This is a genomic window from Nakamurella sp. GG22 (genome assembly GCF_052976845.2).
On sequence record NZ_JBRIIO020000025.1, the window covers coordinates 1 to 19,077 of the forward strand.

A 19,077-nucleotide genomic window follows, 5' to 3' on the forward strand; every position below is an offset into this window, starting at 1 on the left:
CCCGCCCAGACCCACCCAACCGGGCGCGGCAGCCCGGACCATCGAGCGCGCAGAACCCCCGGCGGGCGGCGGCGTCCTGCAGGCCGCGCACGTCTTCACCGCGCTGGCCGACCGGATCGCACGCAACACGGTCATCGTCGAGGAGAGCCCGTCGAGCCGATCGCTGCTGCACGCGCTGATCCCGGCCAGGGAACCGCTGGGCTTCCTGAGCGCCGCGATGGGCGGTCTTGGCTTCGGGCTACCCGCGGCCGTCGGCGTGAAGATGGCCCAACCCGACCGGCCGGTCATCGGCATCATCGGCGACGGCTCCGCGATGTACGGCATCCAGGCGTTGTGGAGCGCCGCGCACTACGGGGTCGGCGTCCTGATCGTCGTCATGGCGAACGGGCGCTACGCGATCATGGATCAGCTGGCCGCAGCACACGCCGAGAACACCGGTACCGGAATGGGTTCCCCGCCCTGGCCGGGGTTCGAAGAGATCAGCATCAGCCGCATCGCCGGCGGCTTCGGGTGCCCCGCCACCACGGTGCGAACGTTCGACGAACTCACCGCCGTGCTCGATGATGTCCTGCCGACGCTGCCGCATCGCCGGGAGCCGCTGGTACTCGAGGTGGCCGTGGCCTGACCCGAGCAGTGGCCGAGCTGAGCAGTGACCCGAGTGGTGCCCGAGGCGAGCAGTGGTCCGAGGCGGGCGGTGGTCCGAGCCGGGCGGTGGCCCGACCTGCGTGCCCCGGTGGCCGCCGGACCGGCAGACAACGGAAGAGAACAGCAATTCCAGCGCACAGTGAGGTGACGTGATGGTGTTCCTGGACAGAAGCATCTGGGAGGGCAGGATCTACGCCGGGGGGTGGACGGCCGGTTCGGGCGGGGAGTACGACGCCGTCGAACCGGCGACCGGCGACGTCCTGGCACGGGTCGGTGCGGCGACCGCCGCGGATGTGGACAAGGCAGCCGAGCAGGCCGCGCAGGCCCAGGTCGAGTGGGCGGCGATGACCTACGACCGGCGGGCCGCCGTTCTTCGCCGCGCCGGTGATCTCTTCATCGAGCACGAGGACGAGATCCACGACTGGCTCGTCCGCGAGTCCGGCGCCATCCGGCCGTTCGCCCAGTTCCAGACCAGGGCGGTCGCCGCCGAGGAGTGTTACGAGGCGGCGGCACTCGCCAGCCATCCGATCGGTGAGATCCTTCGTTCCAGTCAGCCGCGGCTGTCGCTGGCCCGGCGGCGCCCCGTTGGTGTGGTCGGGGTGATCGCCCCGTTCAACGCGCCGATCATCCTGGCGATCCGGGCGATCGCTCCGGCGCTGGCGCTCGGGAATGCGGTGATCTGCAAGCCCGACCCGCGGACCGCGATCTCCGGCGGCGTCGTCTTCGCCCGGATCTTCGAGGAGGCCGGCCTGCCGGAGGGGCTCTTCCAGATGCTGCCCGGTGGTGCCGATGTCGGCGCCGCCGTGGTCGAGAGCCCGCTGATCCGGGTGATCGCCTTCACCGGCTCCACCCGGGCCGGAAAGGTGATCGCAGCCGCCGCCGCCCAGCGACTCAAGCGCGTGCACCTGGAGCTGGGTGGTAATTCCGCCTTGATCGTGCTGGACGACGTCGACGTCGAAAGAGCCGTCTCCGTCGGTGCTTTCGGGTCTTTCAATCACAGCGGGCAGATCTGCATGGCGACGAGCCGGCACCTGGTCGCCGAACCGATCGCGGCGGAATACGCCGCTGCACTGGCTCGGCACGCCGACCGGATCCCGGTCGGCGATCCCACCCGTGACGACGTGGGAATGGGGCCGATCATCGACGCCAAGCAACGGGACAACGTCCACCGGATCGTGACCCGGTCGGTCGACCAGGGCGCCACCCTGGCTGCGGGTGGAACCTATGACGGCCTCTTCTATCGGCCGACCGTGCTCACCGACGTTCCGCTCACCGCGCCCGCCTATGCCGAGGAGATCTTCGGCCCGGTCGCTCCCGTCGTGCCGTTCGCGGATCTGGACGAAGCGGTCCGACTCGCAAATGGCACCGAATACGGCCTGTCCCTCGGGATTCTCACGGCCGATGTGATGAAGGGATTGGCGCTGGCGGAACGCATTCCGTCGGGATTGGTGCACATCAACGACCAGACCGTGAACGACGAGGCACTCATTCCCTTCGGCGGCGTGGGGGAGTCGGGCACCGGGTCACGGCACGGCGGCACCTCCGCAAATCTCGATGCCTTCACCGACGTCCAGTGGGTCACCATGCGCGGCGACCTTCCGCAGTACCCCTTCTGAGAGAAAGACCCCTCCTGAGAAAGGCGACGTCATGATCGATCGTGGTGGCCCGGTCAATCCCCGCGCGCACTACGCGGGCTGGGTGGCCCCGCTGTGCTGGTCCGCAGTGGCCCTGGAAGGGTTCGACCTCGTCGTACTCGGCGTGGTCCTGCCGTCCCTGCTGAAGGAACCCGACTGGGGACTCAATCCCAACTCGGCATCGGTCATCTCGGTGATCGGGTTGGTCGGGGTGATGATCGGGGCGCTCGCCGTCGGTCCGATCAGCGACATTGTCGGCCGTCGTCGGGCGATGCTGTGGACTGTCGTCAGCTTCTCGATACTGACCCTGCTGTGCGCGTTCGCGCCCAACCCCTGGGTGTTCGGCCTGCTGCGATTCCTCGCCGGTCTCGGACTCGGCGGCGTACTTCCCACCGCGCTGGCGCTGATCAACGAGTATGCGAAGCGCGGCCGGGGCGGCAGTGCGACGACGTCGCTGATGACCGGGTACCACGTCGGGGCGGTGGCGACGGCGCTGCTGGGCATCGTCGTGATCGAGCGCTTCGGATGGCATTGGATGTTCATCATCGGCGCCCTTCCGGCGTTGCTGCTGGTGCCGCTCATCGTCAAGTACCTGCCGGAGTCCAACGCTTTCCTGCGCGCCAAGGCGGCCGGCGTTGTGCATCCGGTGTCCGGGACGGCCCGTCCGGCGACCAAGAACCCGGTCGGGATGCTGTTCCACAACGGGCTCGCCCGTTCGACTCTCGCGTTCTGGGTGACGTCCTTCATGGGGCTGCTGCTGGTGTACGGCTTGAACACCTGGCTACCGCAGATCATGCGCGAGGCGGGCTACGAATTGGGTGCCGCGCTCGCCCTGCTGCTGGTGCTCAACGTGGGCGCCGTCTTGGGCCTGCTGGTCGCCGGCCAGGTCGCGAATCGCATCGGCCACCGCAAGTCCACCATCGCGTGGTTCGCGGCCGCCGCACTGTTCCTGGCCCTGTTGAGCATCAAGCTGCCCGGCGTCGGTGTGTACGTCAGCGTGCTGCTCGCGGGCATGTTCGTGTTCAGCGCCCAGGTGCTGGTGTACGCCTATGTCGCGCACGTCTATCCGGCGGCCGCCCGCGGAACCGCTCTCGGCGCGGCCAGTGGGATCGGCCGGCTCGGAGCGATCACCGGGCCGTTGCTGACGGGCGTCCTGCTGACTGCGGGTCTGGCCTACCCGTGGGGCTTCTACATGTTCGCCGCGGTGGCGGCCATCGGTGCCGTCGCCGTCGTCCTGGTGAATCGCGACCCCGCGCCGGACGAGCCGATGCCGGTGTCCGAGAACGAGGCACAGAGCATGGATTACCCGGCCGACCGTTGACGGGCGCGTCGCCATCGACACCTCCATTCACTGCTGGCATCACTGCTGGCATTCACCGCTGGCATTCACCGCTGCCAATCACGAGCCCTGAAGGAGTGAACTTCCGTGCGAAATCCCGAAGTGATCACCACCCGCGTCGGAATCGTCGGCGGCGGGCCCGCCGGTCTCATGCTGTCGCATCTTCTGTCCAAGTCCGGGATCGACAACGTCGTGGTCGAGAAACGTGACTACGACACCATCCGCACGACCCATCGCGCCGGGATCCTCGAGCACGGCAGCGTGAACATGCTGGTGGACTCCGGAGTGTCGGACCGGGTGCTGCGGACCGGCTACAAGCACGAGGGCATCGACCTCCGGTTCGGCGGGGAGAGCCACCGCATCGACTTCGCCGACCTGGTCGGTGAAGCCGTCTGGCTGTACCCGCAGAACGAGGTGTTCGTCGACCTCGCCGGTGCCAGGTCCCGGGACGGCGGGGAAGTCCACTTCTCGGTATCGGACACCGAAGTTCTGGACCTCACCAGCGACCGTCCGAAGATCCGCTTCACCGACAAGGACGGCGCTCTCAAGGAAATCCACGCCGAGATCCTGGTGGGCTCGGACGGTTCGGCCGGAGTCTGCAAGTGGTCCATTCCGCAGGAGCATCGCACCGACAATTTCGTCGAATATCCTTTTGCCTGGTTCGGCATCCTGGCGGAGGCGCCGCCGAGCGCTGAGGAACTGATCTACTGCAACTCCCCGGAGGGTTTCGCGCTGATCAGCCAGCGCGACGATCACATCCAGCGAATGTATTTCCAGTGTCCGTCGGACGAGGATGTCGACGGCTGGTCGGAGGAGATGATCTGGGCGGAACTGCAGCGTCGGCTCGACGGGCCGGACGGCTTCCAGCTCAAGCAGGGGCACATCTTCGACAAGGTCGTCCTGCGTTTTCGTAGCTACGTCTGTGAGCCGCTGCGGTACGGCAATCTCTTCTTGGCGGGCGACGCCGGGCACACCGTTCCACCCACCGGCGCGAAGGGCCTCAACCTGGCGTTCGCGGACGTGCGCGTGTTGTTCGAAGGCATCGACTCCTACTTCTCGACGGGCTCCCGAGATCTGCTGGACAGGTACAGCGACCGTGCGCTGCAACGGATCTGGAAGGCGCAGAACTTCTCCCTCTGGATGACGACGATGCTGCACGAGCGGCCGGACACCACGCCGTTCGAGCGCAAGCGCCAACTGGGCGAGCTCACCGCCGTCACGTCATCCCGGTACGGGTCTGCCTACCTCGCGGAGGCTTACACCGGGTGGCCTTCCTACTGACCGTCGCCATCTGAGGATCAGCTGGGCGCGAATCCGTCCCCGGCCAGCGCGGCCACCATCCCCGGCGCCAGCGGAAGCCGGGGGATGACGGTCGCCTGCACCGCGTGGTAGAGGTCCGGCTTGCCGGGCCAAACGGTGTCGGTCGGCCGGTTCTGCTCGTCCAACTGGTGGTGCCAGGAGCCGAACTCGTTGTCGAGCAGGAACTCTCGCGCGTACTCCCACCATTGGTCATGCAGCCGGGCATACCGTTCATGGCCGGTCTCCCGGTACAGCGCGACGGCGGCGGCGACCCCCTCGGCGAGCACCCAGTGCAACCGGTCGCGCACGACGGGGGTGCCGTCCCAATCGGTGGTGTAGACGAAACCGGGTTCGCCGTCCGGTGCCCACCCGTCGGTGGTCGCGCGGGCGAACAATTGCTGGGCGGCCTCGCCGAGCCAGCGCGGAGCGGACTCGCCCAGGGATGCCTTGAGGTGCAACAGCAGCCGCGACCACTCGAGCCCGTGTCCGACCGTCGCACCGAACGGCTCGAAGCGGTCGTCAGGCCGGCCCCGGTTGTGCTCGAGCTGGGGATTCCAGGATGCGTCGAAGTGTTCGGGGATGCGCCAGCGGTTCTGCCGGGCGAAGTGGTTGATCAACCGGTCCGCGATCCGAAGCGCGCGGCTGCGCCACTCCGGATCACCGGTGGCATCCGACGCGGCCAGCATCGCCTCGACCCCGTGCATGTTGGCGTTCACCCCGCGGTAGGGGTCCAGTCGCGACCAGTCGTTGTTCCAGTGGTCGACGAACAGGTCGACCTCTCCGTCCCAGAACCGGTCGTCGAGGACCTCGAGGGCGTTCGCGAGCAGCGCGTCCGCACCGGGCCGGCCGGCGATGGTGCCGGAAGCGCCGGCCAGCACGACGAAGACATGGTCGTAGCAGCTCTTCCGGTCCGCCGTCGGTCGTCCGTCCATGACATGCGTGAACCATCCCCCGTTGTCATCGTCGTTCAGCACACCGGTCAATCCGTCCAGTGCGGCGTCGGCGATGGCGTCAGCACCCGGGAAGCCCAGCAACGCGCCGACCGCATAGACGTGCACGGTCCGGGCGGTGATCCAGGTGTGGACGCCCTGCGTCAGGTCCGGCCGCCCCCGCTCGTCGAGCCACGCGGCGCCGCCGTCCGGGTGGGGCAGGGCGCGGCCGAACTCGAGCAGTCGGCGGCATTCTCGATCGAGTTCTGCGGCGTCGGGTTGCAGTTGCCGGTCGATCATCATGTTTGAAGATTCCTTCCCTTGATCCCATCACCGCGCTCGGCGCACCGCGTCAGTCTCGCTGACGTCCGTCATGTCGGCAGATGGCGGATCGCCCGCGGCGACAGCGGACGTCGCAGGACGGTTCGGCACCGTGATATCTGAGGATCAGCAGATCGGTGGCTCATGTTCGCAGACGGGACAGCACAGGCCTTCGGCACGGCTTGATATCGGGCCATCTCGCGGCGATTGCTTCACGTCAGTGGCACATCCCAAGGACGTTCCGAGGACTCGATCACGCATGGTAGTCACGTTCCGTAACTGCTCATTACGTTCAGTGATAGGGTCACTCAACCGTCTCCGTGAGGCGGGGCGCGGGAGACGTCGTCAACGGGGCTCGCAGTCGCATACATGACAGCAGGAGTTCCTCGACTGCCGACGTCGTCGACGCCGCTCCGGGACCTCGACGCTGATTGGCGATCTTCTTCGTCAATGATGCGCGCCCCCTGTTGTCGGACTGATGAGTGATTCGAAGTGACCGTTGCACGAGGCCGGATTTCGGCACGTTCGCACTCAGCGAAGAGGGGAGCGTCTGTGGCAAGCGCACCGACGACCGGGCCGACGACCAAGCGGCTGACGAGAGCGAGTCTCGTCGCGTTACTCGTCCTAGGGGGCAGCTTCACACTGGCTCAACAGACATCCGCTGCTTCGGAGGCAGTCACCATTTCCGCCGCAGCGGATGCCTACACCAGCTCCGCCTACCCGAACAAGAACTTCGGATCGGCGGCAACCCTGCGCACGGACGGCACTCCTCAACAGTCCGCATACGTGAAATTCCACGTCCCCGGACCGGTCGTCACAGCAACGCTGCGCCTGTTCGCGACCACCGACAACGCGAAGGGTGTCGACGCCTTTCAGACCTCGTCAACGAAGTGGTCCGAGAACTCACTCACCCATACCAACAAGCCGACCGTTGGTGCACGGGTGGGAACTTCAGGTGGCATTGTGGCCAATCGATGGGTCGACATCGATGTCACCGAGTCGATCACAACGGCAGGCGACTACAGTTTTGCACTCATCGCGAAGGATTCTCACCATGTGAGTTACCGGTCCCGCGAGGCGGCAGCCAACAGCCCGAGACTGATCCTCGAATTGGCGGGTGATCCGGCTACGACGTCGACCAGCAGTAGTGCGACTCAGCCCGCTTCGACCACCTCGCCGCCACATCCGGTGGAACCGGCAACTGTGCGGGCCGCGTTCTACTATCCCTGGTTCACCGAGACGTGGGGCCGCTCGACGGATCCGTTCAGCGTTTACCACGCGGGCCTGGGCTATTACAGCTCGGATGACAGTGCCGTGCTCGCCAATCATCTCGCCACCATGCAATACGCGAATCTCAATTCAGCGATTGTGTCCTGGTGGGGTCAAGGGGAGCACAGCGAGCAGACAAGGGTCCCTGGACTGCTGAACGCTGCGGCCGGTACCCAATTCACCGAGGCCCTGTATTACGAGAAGGAAGGCTTCGCTGATCCAGGTGTCACCGAACTCTCCGCCGATCTGAACTATATCCAGCAACGCTACGCATCCCATCCCAACTACCTGACCCGGGGCGGGCGTCCAGTGCTCATGGCGTTCGGCGACGCAGATGACGGTTGCTCGATGGCCAGCCGATGGAAGCAGGCCAACGCAGGGCGCTTCTTCATCGTCCTGAAGGTTTTCAACGGATATCGAAACTGTCCGGATCAGCCGGACGGCTGGCACCAGTACGCCCCCGCGGTTGCGCAGGATTCACAAGCAGGCTTCTCCTATTCCGTTTCTCCAGGGTTCTGGCTGAAAGGCGAGCAATCCCCTCGACTGATCCGGGATCCGAGCCGCTTCGCGACCAATCTGCGCGCCATGGTGGCGTCGGGGGCGCCATTCCAGCTGATCACGACGTTCAACGAATGGGGCGAAGGGACTGCGGTGGAATGGGCTGACCGCATGGCAAGTGGCGCCTCCGGGGGATGGTCGTCATCGACCGGGCGTGGCACCTACGTAGACCTGATGCACTCGATCCTGCCGGCAACCGCGTCGGGGCCAACCATGACTTCGTCGTCAGCGACTTCAACGGTGACCACCTCGCGTTCGCCGACGATGAGCTCTCCCACATCAGGCTCGACCACCGCCTCTTCAGTCACGCCGGTCTCGACAACGCCGGTCTCGACAACGCCGGTTTCGACAACACCGGTCTCGACAACACCGGTCTCGACAACGCCCGCTCCGTCCGCAACCGGGCAAAAGATCTTGGTGATAGTCGACGAGAACCACACTCAGGCTCAGGCGCAGGCTGGGATGCCCTACCTGGTCAGCCTGCAGAATCAGTTCGGCGTGACCACGAGGCACACCGCGCCGACACATCCTTCCCTCCCCAACTATCTCGTCATCGCCGGCGGCAGCACGTTCGGTGTCACTGATGACAATTCTCCTGCTTCCAATCCCGTGCGCGGGCAGTCCGTATTCGGTGCCGCGATCGCAAAGGGCAAAACGGCCAAGACCTACAACGACGCTATGACGGCGAACTGCCAGTTGTCCTCCAGCGGGCGGTACGCCGTGAAGCACAACCCCTGGGCCTACTTCGTCGATGAACGGACGCAGTGCCAGCAGGGAGATCTGCCGCTCAGCCGACTGGCCGCCGACGTGAGCGCCGGCGCTCTACCAACAGTCGGGATGCTCACCCCGGACATGTGCAACGACGGGCATGACTGCTCGCTGGCAACAGCGGATGCGTTCCTGCGGAACTGGGTGCCACTGATCATGAACGGCCCGGATTACCGAAACGGCAAGCTCACCATCGTCATCACGTTCGACGAAGGCGTCGGCACCTCACAGACCATCGAGACGGTGGTCGTCAACCCGACGATCCACGGTGCCGTCATCACCACGCCACTCACGCACGCATCTCTGAGTCGCTGGCTCTACCGCGTCAGCGGGTCGACGCCGCTGCGGGACGCCGCATCGGCCGTTGATTTCGGTGCGGCATTCGGCTTGTGACCACCCCTGGTCTGCCTCATCCGACGGCCGAACGTTCTGACGGCTACCCAACTCCACCCTTCAACCCAACGGGATCACCATGAAAAAGCAAGGCGCACTGCATCGTCGGACTCGGTTGCGCAAGGTGGTGGCAATGGCTGCGAGTGTGACGATGTTGTTCGGGTTGGCAGCGGCGCCATCGAATGCATCGGCCACCGTGGCTTCGGCTCGCGCAACAACCACCTCGTACGCCACGAAGGCACCCGTCTTCGCGTATTACTACTTGTGGTGGAGCCGCCGGCATTGGCTGGACATGCTCGGGCCCAACTACCCCACCGCAGCGACTCCTTTGCCGCTGCCGGCGACGCTCGATGCGACGGGATGCAATACGGTCAGCCGCTATGCCGGCAACCGCCTCACCGATGTGCCCGCCAAGCTGTACAGCCAGGACGACGCCGGGTTCATCGAGCGTGACGTGCGCGAGGCCGCGGCTGCGGGCCTCGACGGATTCGCCGTGAACTGGGCCGGGACCGGATCGGCCGCTCAGCTCACCACGGACAACGTCTACAGTCGCCGTTTGCGGTTGATGGTGGCGGCCGTCCACAAGGTCAACTCGGAGGGTATTCCGTTCAAGCTCTGGTTGAGCTACAAAGCGTCGGCGAAGATCCTGCCAACCGCCTACATCATGGGTGATCTGAGCTATTTCGTGCGTACCTACGGCCGTGATCCGGCTTTCGATCGTTCGCGATCATCGAAAACGACGGTCATCTGGCAAGGAAGCCGGAAGTATGCGGTATCGGTATTGCAGACGGTGAGTTCATCGTTCCGGTCCTCGATCCGGGTGATCGGCGACGAGAAGGTGTGGTCATCCTCTCGCGCGCCGTATCTCGACGGTGACGCCTACTACTGGTCGTCGCAGAACCCATGGTCCAATCCAGCTTCGTTCAAGCAGCTCGCGACATTGGCGACTGCCGTCAGGAGCAGCGGTCGGAATGCCGATGGCACGGCAAAAGTGTGGGTCGCACCGGCGGCCCCCGGTTACAATTCGAAGTTGATCGGTGGAACCTCCTGCGTTCCGCGCCGCGGGGGAGAAACGCTGCGAGCACTGATGTCCGGCAACGGATCGACATCTCCGGACGCCTTCGCCTTCATCAGCTGGAACGAGATTGCCGAAGGAACATATATCGACCCGATGACACGCTACGGGCGGCAATCGTTGGATGCACTCAGCGCCATCATCAGATGAGCCGAGGATGATATGGGGGAAGCGATCATCTCGGAATGATTGCGCCGTCGCAGGGTCAGCCACCACCTACCTACCTGCTTGGAGGCCCGGAATTTACTGAAGGCCTGACCCGGGGAGGGGACCGACCCGCATCCAGGCGACGGCTCCGGCGGGTCAGGAGCGTCACGACCGTGATGAGACCGAGTAAGAAGGCACCGAGAAGCGTGATGTTGAAGATGAAGTCGCCGCCATCGGCTGTGGCGGACGAACTGCTGTCCCCCATGTCCGTCTCGGTGGGTGGAGCGGTGGCCGCCGAGTCGGGGGACGTCAGTTGTCGCAACACCGTCAGGTAGCGGTCGCCGAAATTCTCCGACGGTTCCACATGGGTGTTCTCGCTGAACTCATTCCAGCTGATCAACCCCAGAAGGTCCGGTGACGAGCGCAAAGCGGTCTGATATTGCGTGATCAGCGTCGCCCCGTCCTTGCGATCGACCGTGTCGGAACCGCCGACGAGTCGGGCGTCGAAGCCAGGTGAGAAGGGGGCTATCCAGATTTTTCCGTCGGCGTGGACGGCGTTGCCCATGGCGCCTAGCTTCACGGCATAGTTGGAATTGGTGTCCGGGTCGACCGATGACCAGTAGTAGGCGTCACCATCGGTGACGTCGGCGAGTCGTCGGTAGCCGTCAAGGCTCTTCTCGGTCGACAGCACGAGGAGCGAGTCCCGGACGGGGTCGGTGATCGACTGGACCGCCGAGTGATCGAACTCCCAGGAGCCACTGAAGATGGTCAACGGTTTCCCGTCGATTCGGTAGAAGACGGGATCTCCGGCGAAGGTGTCCCTGAACACCTTGAAGTCTGCTGCTACTCGAGCCGTGGGCTGTGGTTTGCGGTTGAAGTCCAGGCCCTGGTAGATCATTGCCAACTTGAATTGTTCCTCCGCGGCGACGGTCATCAACAGCCGGAGCCGGCGGTTGTTGGTCGCGGTGCTCTTCCAGCTGACGATGAACCCGTCGATTCCGGCGCCCTTTGCAGCACGGATCTGCCCGCGAATGATGTCGGGATCGTCGCTGGAGTAGCGGCCCACCGCGGGAAAGTCGATCTTGGCGCGATCCCAGGAACCCGGGTCGAACCACTGGTAGAAGTAGGCAAGGACCGGGGGCCCGCCGTCGGCCAGCGGCGCACCTGCGATGGGACTGCTCTCATCCGGAGCCTTCACGGCTACGGACCACGGGCCGGCGGTGAGGCTCAATGTCAGCGAAATGGCGACGAACATTGCCCGAATGCTCACGTCGATTCAACCTTGGCCGCTCGCGGTCCGGAAGCTCGCAGTCCGGGAAATGGTCTGAGAATTTTACTGCGAAGGGTCCTCCGGCCGATCAACAGCACGCCGATTGCGATGAAGGCGAGAGCAACAGTCAGTACAGCGAGGTCGAGGATGCTGATGACGGGCACGGCGACGGTGACATCTCGGGAGAGGCGTAGGTGCTCGCTGTTGATGATCGCGGGGCCCGCACGGACGACCGCCTGGTAGGTACCGCGGGGGATATGACTGAACACGGCCGTTCCGGAGTCGGCCATCGGCGCTACTTGGACCGATCCGTCGGGGAAGGTCAGGACGACCTCCGTGCCCGTGGGGAAGCCGAACAATGCGTCGTGTGCGGAGACTGTGAGGTCGTGGAACTGTCCTTCGACTGTCGGCGCCGTGGTTTCCGCGGGTATGAACGATTGCCGTCCTGAGTCGATGACATTCGAACCGTCGACCAGAACGGATTGCCACGAGTACGACAGTTCCTCGACCTGGAGGTCGACGCTTGATCGATAGATGACGCGGTTGCTCTCCAGCCACGTTTTCCCGGTCGGTGAGACGGTCACCGTCGCTCCGGTGCTACTGCGCGCCGTGACGGCGGACACCCGAGCTGGGTCGACCGCGTGGCCCTGTTGATCGACGAACTGCGGGCTGATGGCACGCTCAACCGTGAACACGGCTGTGATGGTGTTCCTGGTACGCGTCGTCACGTTGTCGAGGGTCGGCGTGAACGCTTGACTGAAATCCCGCTGCCCGGCCCACCGGGAGAAGGTGTAACGGGTGTCTCGAATTTCGCGCTGGGTGTCCAGCACGGTCAACGTGTGGGCGTCCTGGTTGCGCGCTGCGGTGAATGCCGCTGTTCCGGACGCGTTCGTCGTCGCCGTCTCGCTGTCGAACTTCAGCCTCAACCCCGCGACTGCCGGAACCGTGGTGACGGTCAGTGTTGCGGTCGGCGTGGGTGGTGCGGTGGGTACGGTACGCGCGATCCACGTCGGGGCGGCCGTGAGGGAGGTCAGCGGTGCGACGGCGGCCGTTTCGGGCGCGACGCCCGCAACCGCGGCAGCCGGCGCAAAGCCCATCGCCAGGGTCAGCAGCATTGTGGCGGCAGCGACCAGTCGGATTGTGGCGGCAGCGACCAGTCGGATTGTGGCGGCAGCGACCAGTCGGATTGTGGCGGCAGCGACCAGTCGGATTGTGGCGGCAGCGACCAGTCGGCGGGTACGCCTCATCCGGACAGCTCCAGGGCCGCGGGCCCCCGGTGCCGTCCCCGACGCAACGTGAGCACGCGACGGGCCCGAGGGAGGACCGCCGCCCCGATCAACAGCGCTGCGATGACTGCAACGGCGGCACCGTACGTCCAGTAGACCGCGCTGCTGGACCCGGGGGAAACGACTACAGTGGGCTCGCCGATCGGTAGCAACTGGGCGGGACGGGGCTGGCTGGTGAAGTCGAACGCACCGGCGATGCTGGCTGCAGTGGCGTCGCGCTGGGACAGGGGCGGTAATCTCCAGTTGTCCTGGATGAAGCGCAATGCACTGGTCGAATCGGCCATCGTGTGATCGATGAGTCCCTGCTGTGCGTAGGGACTGACCAGCAGTGCGGGAACCCGCAGTCCGTAGCCGTTCTCATCCACCTGCGTCGGTGCAACGTGGTCGTACCACCCGCCCGGCCCGTCGTACGACATGAAGAACGCCGATTGCTTCCATGCGCTGCTCAGCATCAACGAGGTGACCAGGTTCTTCACCGTTTGCTGGCCGGCCTGCAGTGATCTTCCCGAGCGTTCACTGGATGAGTGCGTCGCGATGTAGGCCACCGCCGGCAACGTTCCGGCGATGAGATCGCGGTAGTACTCACTCAGGTCCACAATTCTGGACCTCAATGCTGGGTTGTCCAGGAAGCGGTCCTGGTTGAGCAGCGGGACACGGGTCGGTTGCGTGGTGGGATCTGTGACAGTTGACGTTCGGTAGGTCTCGTCCGGCCGGTAGTCCTCCACGTAGAACTTCCAGCTCACTCCCGCATCCTGCAGACGGTCGAAGATCGTCGGCTGATCGATCCGGCCTTGGGTGGCGCCGGCTGTCGCGGCAGCATCTCCCGCCCCGGCCGTGGCCGCGGGGGCCCCGCTCACCCAGTAATTTCGGTTGGCGGCCTCGCCGAGTCGGGACGAGGTGAAGAACTTGTCGAACAGCACATAGTTCTGTGCGAGGCTCCAGTAGAAGGGGAGGGCCGCAGCATCGTAATGGCCCATGGCCGTCGTACCGTCGCGCCCCTGAGAGCGAAAGGCCGCCACGAAACGGTCCATCGCGCCGTTGTTCCACTGCCGGTTGATGAGGTTGGGCCCGGCGCTGAGCGATGCGGGCTCATCGTCCTTCATGAGGAAAGGTGTGACGCAGCCCGTCTCCGGCTGGCCGATCACCAGTTCCTGGCAGGCGTCCGCCGGTATTCCGTCGGCGCCTGGGAATGTCCCGAAATAGTTGTCGAATGACCTGTCACCTTGCATCAGGTACACGAAATGCCCGATCGGGGTGGTCGGTTCGGCAGTACCGGCCGCGGAAACCGGCATCGTGCTGGTGAGGGCCACCAGCGCGGCGCTGCCGGCGAGGACGAAGAACCTTCCCCTCATGGCGCTGTCACCTGATAGACGATGACAAGCGGAGTTGGTCCTGCGCCGGAGGTCTCGTCGTCGGGAGTGGATGCGGTGAAGACCGGTGTCCCGTTGTACCGGGCGACCAACGTCTGCAACTTCGCCGCGAAGAACGGAGTCCGCGCAGCGGTGTAGGCATCCCAAACGAGATAGTGGATGTCTCCACTGCGAACGGCGAGGTCAGGGTTGACGATCGGTGTGTAAGACGGGTTGCGGCTTTGCGGATTCGGGCTGACCGACAGCGCGAACGAGGTGTGATGTCCATAGAACTGCAGGATGTTGGCCATCGACGGGCCGATCGTCATCAGCTTCGCCCCCTCCGGAACATTGTCCTGCAGCCAGAGTCCGGCTTCTCTCCCGCCCGCCACGCCTCCCGTGCCCGCGAGGAACGTCCCCTGCGGTGGCGACGTGATCTGATTCCACGTCGGGATGACGGCACTGACGACCACCAGTGCCGTCGCGGCGATGGTCACTCCCAGCCCTGCCTTCGGTCGAATGGCGAGGTTTCCGGCCGTGCCCAATCTGGCGAGCGTGCGCCCGGCCATGAGGGCCACCACCGGTGCAATGGGAAGCAGGTACTGGTAGCCCTTGACCGGCCACACGGTGAAGAAGGCCACCGGAACCACCAGCCAGCACATCAACAAACGCTCGCGCCAGGTGTTCTCGTGACGCAACCACACCAGACCCGCGAAGGCCACTGCCAAGACGAGGAATCCGAGGGCAGCGGGCAGCACTGTGAAATAGAACGGCAGCGGGTGATTGGCGGGACGAAACAGCTGCCAGAGGAGGTAATTCTGACCGGTGCCCGTCGTCCCCGACAAGGTGAGCGCCAAGGGAAATGCCAGCACGATGCCGACCGTGGTGAGCGCTGCAATGAGGAGATGGCGGAAATGTAGCCGGATCGACGGCGTCAGCGCGAAGAAGCAATACAGCGCTCCCACCAGGATGACGCTGTTCTCCTTGGCGAGGATCGTGGCGCCCAGCAGCGCTCCGGTGGCGACGAGCCACCGCAGGGCGGCGCTCTCGCTGTAGCGAACGACGCAGTACAGAACGCCGGTCGCGAACAGCGTCATCAGTCCGTCGAGGAGGACCTGCCTCGTGACGACGACGTGGTAGGTCATCACGGCCAGCAGCAGGGCTGCGATCAGCCCTGTTCGGTGCCCGTACATGCGGCGACCGAGCACATACGTCACGGCCACCGTCAGCACGCCGATCACAGCCGGGACGGCGCGCGCGGTCAAGTCGCTGACGTCATCGCGGAGGAACAGCGACAGCAACATCTGGAACAGCACAGGATGGGCACGGAAGATCGGGAAGATCGATGTGAACGAAGGGTTGCCGTCGATGGAGGCCGCAGTCCCGGTGTACACCGCCTCGTCGCTGTTGAAACCGATGCCGTCGAGATCCCAGAACCGGAACAGGCCGGCGAAGGCCAGGACGAGGAACACCGGTAGTGCCGTCCGCAGCCAGCCCCCGAGCATCATCGGAAGAGGACGCGTCGGCCGCTCCGGGCTATGGTGCCGCCCGGGCTGCCGCTCCTTCTGCTGCTCGTCCTGCCGCTCGTCCGGGTCGTCCCTCGGATGCGCGGTGGCCGTCATGCCAAGGCCGCGTCGGCTTCCGCAACCCTGCCGGCGACGACACGCGGGACGGCCTCGGCGCCCGGCGGGGTGACCCCGAGCAGGACCGGGATCTTGTCCGCCCAGGAGAAGTCGTCGGTGACGACGCCCCGGACCCGTACATTGCGCATGGCCGAGGCAAGGATCCGCTCTTCCTTCAAGCGTAGATTCCGATAATCGTCGTCGCCGATCACGATCGAGGGTGCCATTTCCCGGAATGGTGGGAATCCGTAGGCATCGTCGGTGTTCACGATAAGTGTCTCGAGCGCGGATTTGGCATCGATCTCGCGCAGCGACTGTTCGCCCCGTTCGATGACGAAGAGATTTTCCACCTGCGTGGAGGTCGTCGTGGTGCACTCCACCAGACGATCGACTGTGTACTTCGGCGGCGGGATGATCCGCTGGGTCATCGAGTTGAATCCCATGATGGGGATGTTCAATCGCGCCAGCAGCATGCCGAAGTCGCGGCCCTCCTTGGAATGCAGACGGCTCTGCACCTTCAGACGGCGCCATTCAGCCGGAGTCAGATCACCGGCTTGCACGGCGCGGAGGGTGTGATGGCTGATCGTCAGGGGCTTGGGGAAGCAGTACGCGGTGCCGTTCATGTCCATGACAGTCATGTCATCGGACAGGAATTTGGCACCCTGCTCGCGGAGCATTCGCAGCACGGTCCCCGTCTTGCCGGTGTCCGTGCGTGCCGACAACAAGAACCCGTGCCCGTTCAGTTCCATACATGCCGAATGAAGAAGAATGCAGTTCTTCGACACCATGATGAACCGGAGCAGAGCCTCGATGACGTTGGTATACAGCACATGCGGTGACCGTGCGAGGCTGGGCGAGACGGTGACGTCGACCGGATGACCGATATCGACCCGGAAGTTCGCACCCAGACGGCCGAAGTGCTCCTCATAGCTCAGAGCCGACGGAGCGACATACTGCGTCATCTGGGCTCGGGTTCGCGGGGCGCTGCGTCCCACCTGGCCGATGCGGATGGAGAGGTCGACGTCGCTCCCGACCCACTGGGCCCTGAAGTACTCGAGCTCCGGCAGCTGAACATGCGACCCGATCGTGATCAATCCGTGAATGGAGTACCGGTAGGGCAGGTACCTGTGACCGGGTGCGTGCGGGCGATGCTTGCGCGGGGGAGTCAATTCTGCGGGCGTGACGATGATGCGCATGGGCCGTTTCGCGACCTCGTTGCTGGGCGCCGCATAGATGGCCGCATCTGCAATCAGGAACCGCACGAGGAACAGGGTGACCAGCGTCATCACATTGGCGACCAGCAGATTGATACCGAGTCCCTCGACGAGAAGAGCAAGGAGCGGAATCCGTAGCAGAAGCGCGGTGTTGTTGAGGATGAAGAATTTCACGCCCCTGCTGGTGGCAGAACCGGGTTTGGGGCCGGCGAACACCAGGAGTTCGGTCCACAGCAGGTTCCATGCCGTCGACACCTGAGTGGCGAGTACAGCTGCCAGCAGATAGTGATCCTCGCCCATTCTCCCCGCCAGAAACCACAGCGCAGCCGTGTTGACGAAGATGCCGGAGAGGCCGACCAGCCCGAAGAGAACGAGACGTCGCAAGCGGACACCTCTGCTCTGTGCTGACGACCGTTTGACCTGGGACCGGAAGACGTCCGCGCGCAGCCGGGCGAGATGGTGGAGGTAGCGCAGGCCCTCGCGAAATGAAGCCTTGCTCTCACCGTCGTTTCGCTCTCCGAACACGAAGGGGACCTCGGCGACGAGAAGGTTCGGCTGTCGCACGGCAATCTCGAGCAGAATCTTGAAGCCGGTCGGACGGAGTGTCGCCACATCGAGCGACGACAGCCGCACGGCGAAGAATCCGGACATCGGGTCGGAGAAGCGCGAAAGCTTTCTGGGGAAAAGGAACTTCGCGATCAACGTCGAGGACCGGGATGCTGCGTGACGGTAGGCCCCCGACAGACCCTCGTCCTTACCCTCACCCACCCGTCGGCTTCCGACAACAAGGTCCAGGTCCCGGGCGTGACCGACCTGAACCATTCGTGCGGCCAGCTCCGGCGGATGCTGCAGATCCCCGTCCATGACAACGGCCCATGACCCCCTGGCGGACCGCAGTCCCTGCACGACAGCCGACGACAGTCCACCCGAACGCTGCCCCGCCGGGCGATGGAGCAGCCGCACCGCCAAGCCGAACAACCGGCCGGCAGTTCTGATGACATCGTCAGTGCCGTCCGTGCTGTCGTCGACGAAGAGCACCTCGACCTGCGCACCTGCGACGCCGTCGGACAGGCGCTGCAGGAAGGGTCCGATGTTGCCGGCTTCGTTTCTTGTCGGTACGACGACGGTGAACCAAGGGGCGACACCCGGTGGCAACGTCGTGATCTCTTCAGGCTCTGCCGGAGAGGTCAATGGTTCCGAAGGCTTCGCGGATGGAAGGCCCGGGACCGATACCGACGTCAAGGGCTCGAATGCGGGGCTGAGCGCACGTGCGTCGTCGATGCTTTTTGTCATACCGAAATTTCCCCTCGGCGATTAGCGCCCACTCCCCGAAGCGGGCTGCGCTGACTCCGGCTCATGGCGAGGTCATGGACGTCAGCGTTCGGCGGCAAGCTAAGCGGCAGTTGACCACTCTGCGCAAGGTTTCCTGGCCGCAGCTCACCCATTTGCCGCAAAGACCGTTCGGAAGGCGCAATTCGAGAGGGAGATTCCGGAAAAGCACTTCCGCTGATTCACCTCATTTCCTCACCCACTGGGGGGTCTTTGCGTTTTAAACATTTGATCTAGATTTCAGATCGACAGTGCGCGCCTTCGGGGACGCCTGGCAGGTCTCCGACGAGGTGGACAGGCACGGCAGCTTGGGCCATTCTTCCTGTGTCGGGGATCGGAAGGTCTGCGTGCTGCCGTCATCGGCGCGACTCGTGAGCCGTGCGCGCGCGGTAAGGAAGTCAGACCTGCTGCTGCACAGCATGAGTCGGGGGCATGCGGAATCCGACGTGAGAAACGGGGGAACCATGGCTGATCTCGCGCGCACCGCAACCAGGGCGTCGCCGCTGGTAACCAATTTGTTGCCCGGCTTGTCATAATGTCTGGTTCTCTGTTCATCACAATGGAGGTCGGCGCGGCCGGCCAAAAGATGCATGATTTCACTCGTCGTGGTGCACGGGCTGCCCAGTGTTG

12 protein-coding genes are annotated in these 19,077 nt (G+C 64.6%); 6 read left to right on the plus strand and 6 right to left on the minus strand.

Annotated elements, in window-relative coordinates; genetic code table 11:
- From ACVBEQ_RS21390 to ACVBEQ_RS21405, 4 genes are all read left to right on the plus strand, one after another.
- The coding region (locus ACVBEQ_RS21390; protein WP_447155427.1) for a thiamine pyrophosphate-dependent enzyme at positions 1-625 on the plus strand (625 nt) is incomplete at its 5' end.
- A gap of 172 nt (positions 626-797) precedes the next feature.
- Positions 798-2,261: an aldehyde dehydrogenase family protein gene (locus ACVBEQ_RS21395; protein WP_447155428.1), complete on the plus strand. Its 1,464-nt coding sequence runs from the start codon at positions 798-800 to the stop codon at positions 2,259-2,261.
- Between the two features lie 31 nt (positions 2,262-2,292).
- On the plus strand, positions 2,293-3,600 hold the full coding sequence (locus ACVBEQ_RS21400; RefSeq protein WP_447155429.1) for an MFS transporter: 1,308 nt from the start codon (positions 2,293-2,295) through the stop codon (positions 3,598-3,600).
- A 105-nt stretch (positions 3,601-3,705) separates the two neighbouring features.
- A complete protein-coding gene (locus tag ACVBEQ_RS21405; RefSeq protein ID WP_447155430.1) occupies positions 3,706-4,899 on the plus strand; it encodes a 4-hydroxybenzoate 3-monooxygenase in 1,194 nt (397 codons plus the stop codon).
- A 17-nt stretch (positions 4,900-4,916) separates the two neighbouring features.
- Here the strand turns inward: ACVBEQ_RS21405 and ACVBEQ_RS21410 are convergent, their stop codons facing one another.
- Positions 4,917-6,149, minus strand: coding sequence for an AGE family epimerase/isomerase (locus ACVBEQ_RS21410; protein ID WP_447155431.1), 1,233 nt, complete (start codon positions 6,147-6,149; stop codon positions 4,917-4,919).
- A gap of 570 nt (positions 6,150-6,719) precedes the next feature.
- On the opposite strand from ACVBEQ_RS21410, the gene ACVBEQ_RS21415 reads away from it, so the two are divergent.
- Both ACVBEQ_RS21415 and ACVBEQ_RS21420 read left to right on the plus strand, forming a co-directional pair.
- Positions 6,720-9,155, plus strand: coding sequence for a CBM96 family carbohydrate-binding protein (locus tag ACVBEQ_RS21415; RefSeq protein ID WP_447155432.1), 2,436 nt, complete (start codon positions 6,720-6,722; stop codon positions 9,153-9,155).
- Positions 9,156-9,279: 124 nt separating this feature from the next.
- Complete coding sequence (locus ACVBEQ_RS21420) at positions 9,280-10,380, plus strand: endo-1,3-alpha-glucanase family glycosylhydrolase (RefSeq protein ID WP_447155518.1); 1,101 nt, start codon at positions 9,280-9,282, stop codon at positions 10,378-10,380.
- Positions 10,381-10,450: 70 nt separating this feature from the next.
- Here the strand turns inward: ACVBEQ_RS21420 and ACVBEQ_RS21425 are convergent, their stop codons facing one another.
- Genes ACVBEQ_RS21425 through ACVBEQ_RS21445 form a run of 5 tightly spaced genes read right to left on the minus strand, consistent with a single transcriptional unit; the run spans position 10,451 to position 18,411 of the window.
- On the minus strand, positions 10,451-11,647 hold the full coding sequence (locus tag ACVBEQ_RS21425; protein WP_447155433.1) for an endo-1,3-alpha-glucanase family glycosylhydrolase: 1,197 nt from the start codon (positions 11,645-11,647) through the stop codon (positions 10,451-10,453).
- Positions 11,644-12,894, minus strand: a complete 1,251-nt coding sequence (locus ACVBEQ_RS21430; RefSeq protein ID WP_447155434.1) for a hypothetical protein — start codon at positions 12,892-12,894, stop codon at positions 11,644-11,646. Before ACVBEQ_RS21430 ends, ACVBEQ_RS21425 begins: the two co-directional genes overlap by 4 nt.
- Entirely contained in the window at positions 12,891-14,285 is a 1,395-nt protein-coding gene (locus tag ACVBEQ_RS21435; RefSeq protein ID WP_447155435.1) for an alkaline phosphatase family protein, read from the minus strand. The genes ACVBEQ_RS21430 and ACVBEQ_RS21435 overlap by 4 nt, the downstream gene beginning before the upstream one ends.
- Positions 14,282-15,904: an ArnT family glycosyltransferase gene (locus ACVBEQ_RS21440; RefSeq protein ID WP_447155436.1), complete on the minus strand. Its 1,623-nt coding sequence runs from the start codon at positions 15,902-15,904 to the stop codon at positions 14,282-14,284. The genes ACVBEQ_RS21435 and ACVBEQ_RS21440 overlap by 4 nt, the downstream gene beginning before the upstream one ends.
- Positions 15,901-18,411: a glycosyltransferase gene (locus ACVBEQ_RS21445; RefSeq protein WP_447155437.1), complete on the minus strand. Its 2,511-nt coding sequence runs from the start codon at positions 18,409-18,411 to the stop codon at positions 15,901-15,903. The genes ACVBEQ_RS21440 and ACVBEQ_RS21445 overlap by 4 nt, the downstream gene beginning before the upstream one ends.
- Between the last annotated feature and the right edge of the window lie 666 nt (positions 18,412-19,077).

Excerpts from the sequence above, each read along its gene's own strand:
- ACVBEQ_RS21410 (WP_447155431.1), bottom strand. The coding sequence starts at position 6,149 with ATGATGATCGACCGGCAACTGCAACCCGACGCCGCAGAACTCGATCGA.
- ACVBEQ_RS21395 (WP_447155428.1), top strand. The coding sequence starts at position 798 with ATGGTGTTCCTGGACAGAAGCATCTGGGAGGGCAGGATCTACGCCGGG.
- ACVBEQ_RS21430 (WP_447155434.1), bottom strand. The coding sequence starts at position 12,894 with ATGAGGCGTACCCGCCGACTGGTCGCTGCCGCCACAATCCGACTGGTC.
- ACVBEQ_RS21445 (WP_447155437.1), bottom strand. The coding sequence starts at position 18,411 with ATGACAAAAAGCATCGACGACGCACGTGCGCTCAGCCCCGCATTCGAG.
- ACVBEQ_RS21440 (WP_447155436.1), bottom strand. The coding sequence starts at position 15,904 with ATGACGGCCACCGCGCATCCGAGGGACGACCCGGACGAGCGGCAGGAC.
- ACVBEQ_RS21435 (WP_447155435.1), bottom strand. The coding sequence starts at position 14,285 with ATGAGGGGAAGGTTCTTCGTCCTCGCCGGCAGCGCCGCGCTGGTGGCC.
- ACVBEQ_RS21400 (WP_447155429.1), top strand. The coding sequence starts at position 2,293 with ATGATCGATCGTGGTGGCCCGGTCAATCCCCGCGCGCACTACGCGGGC.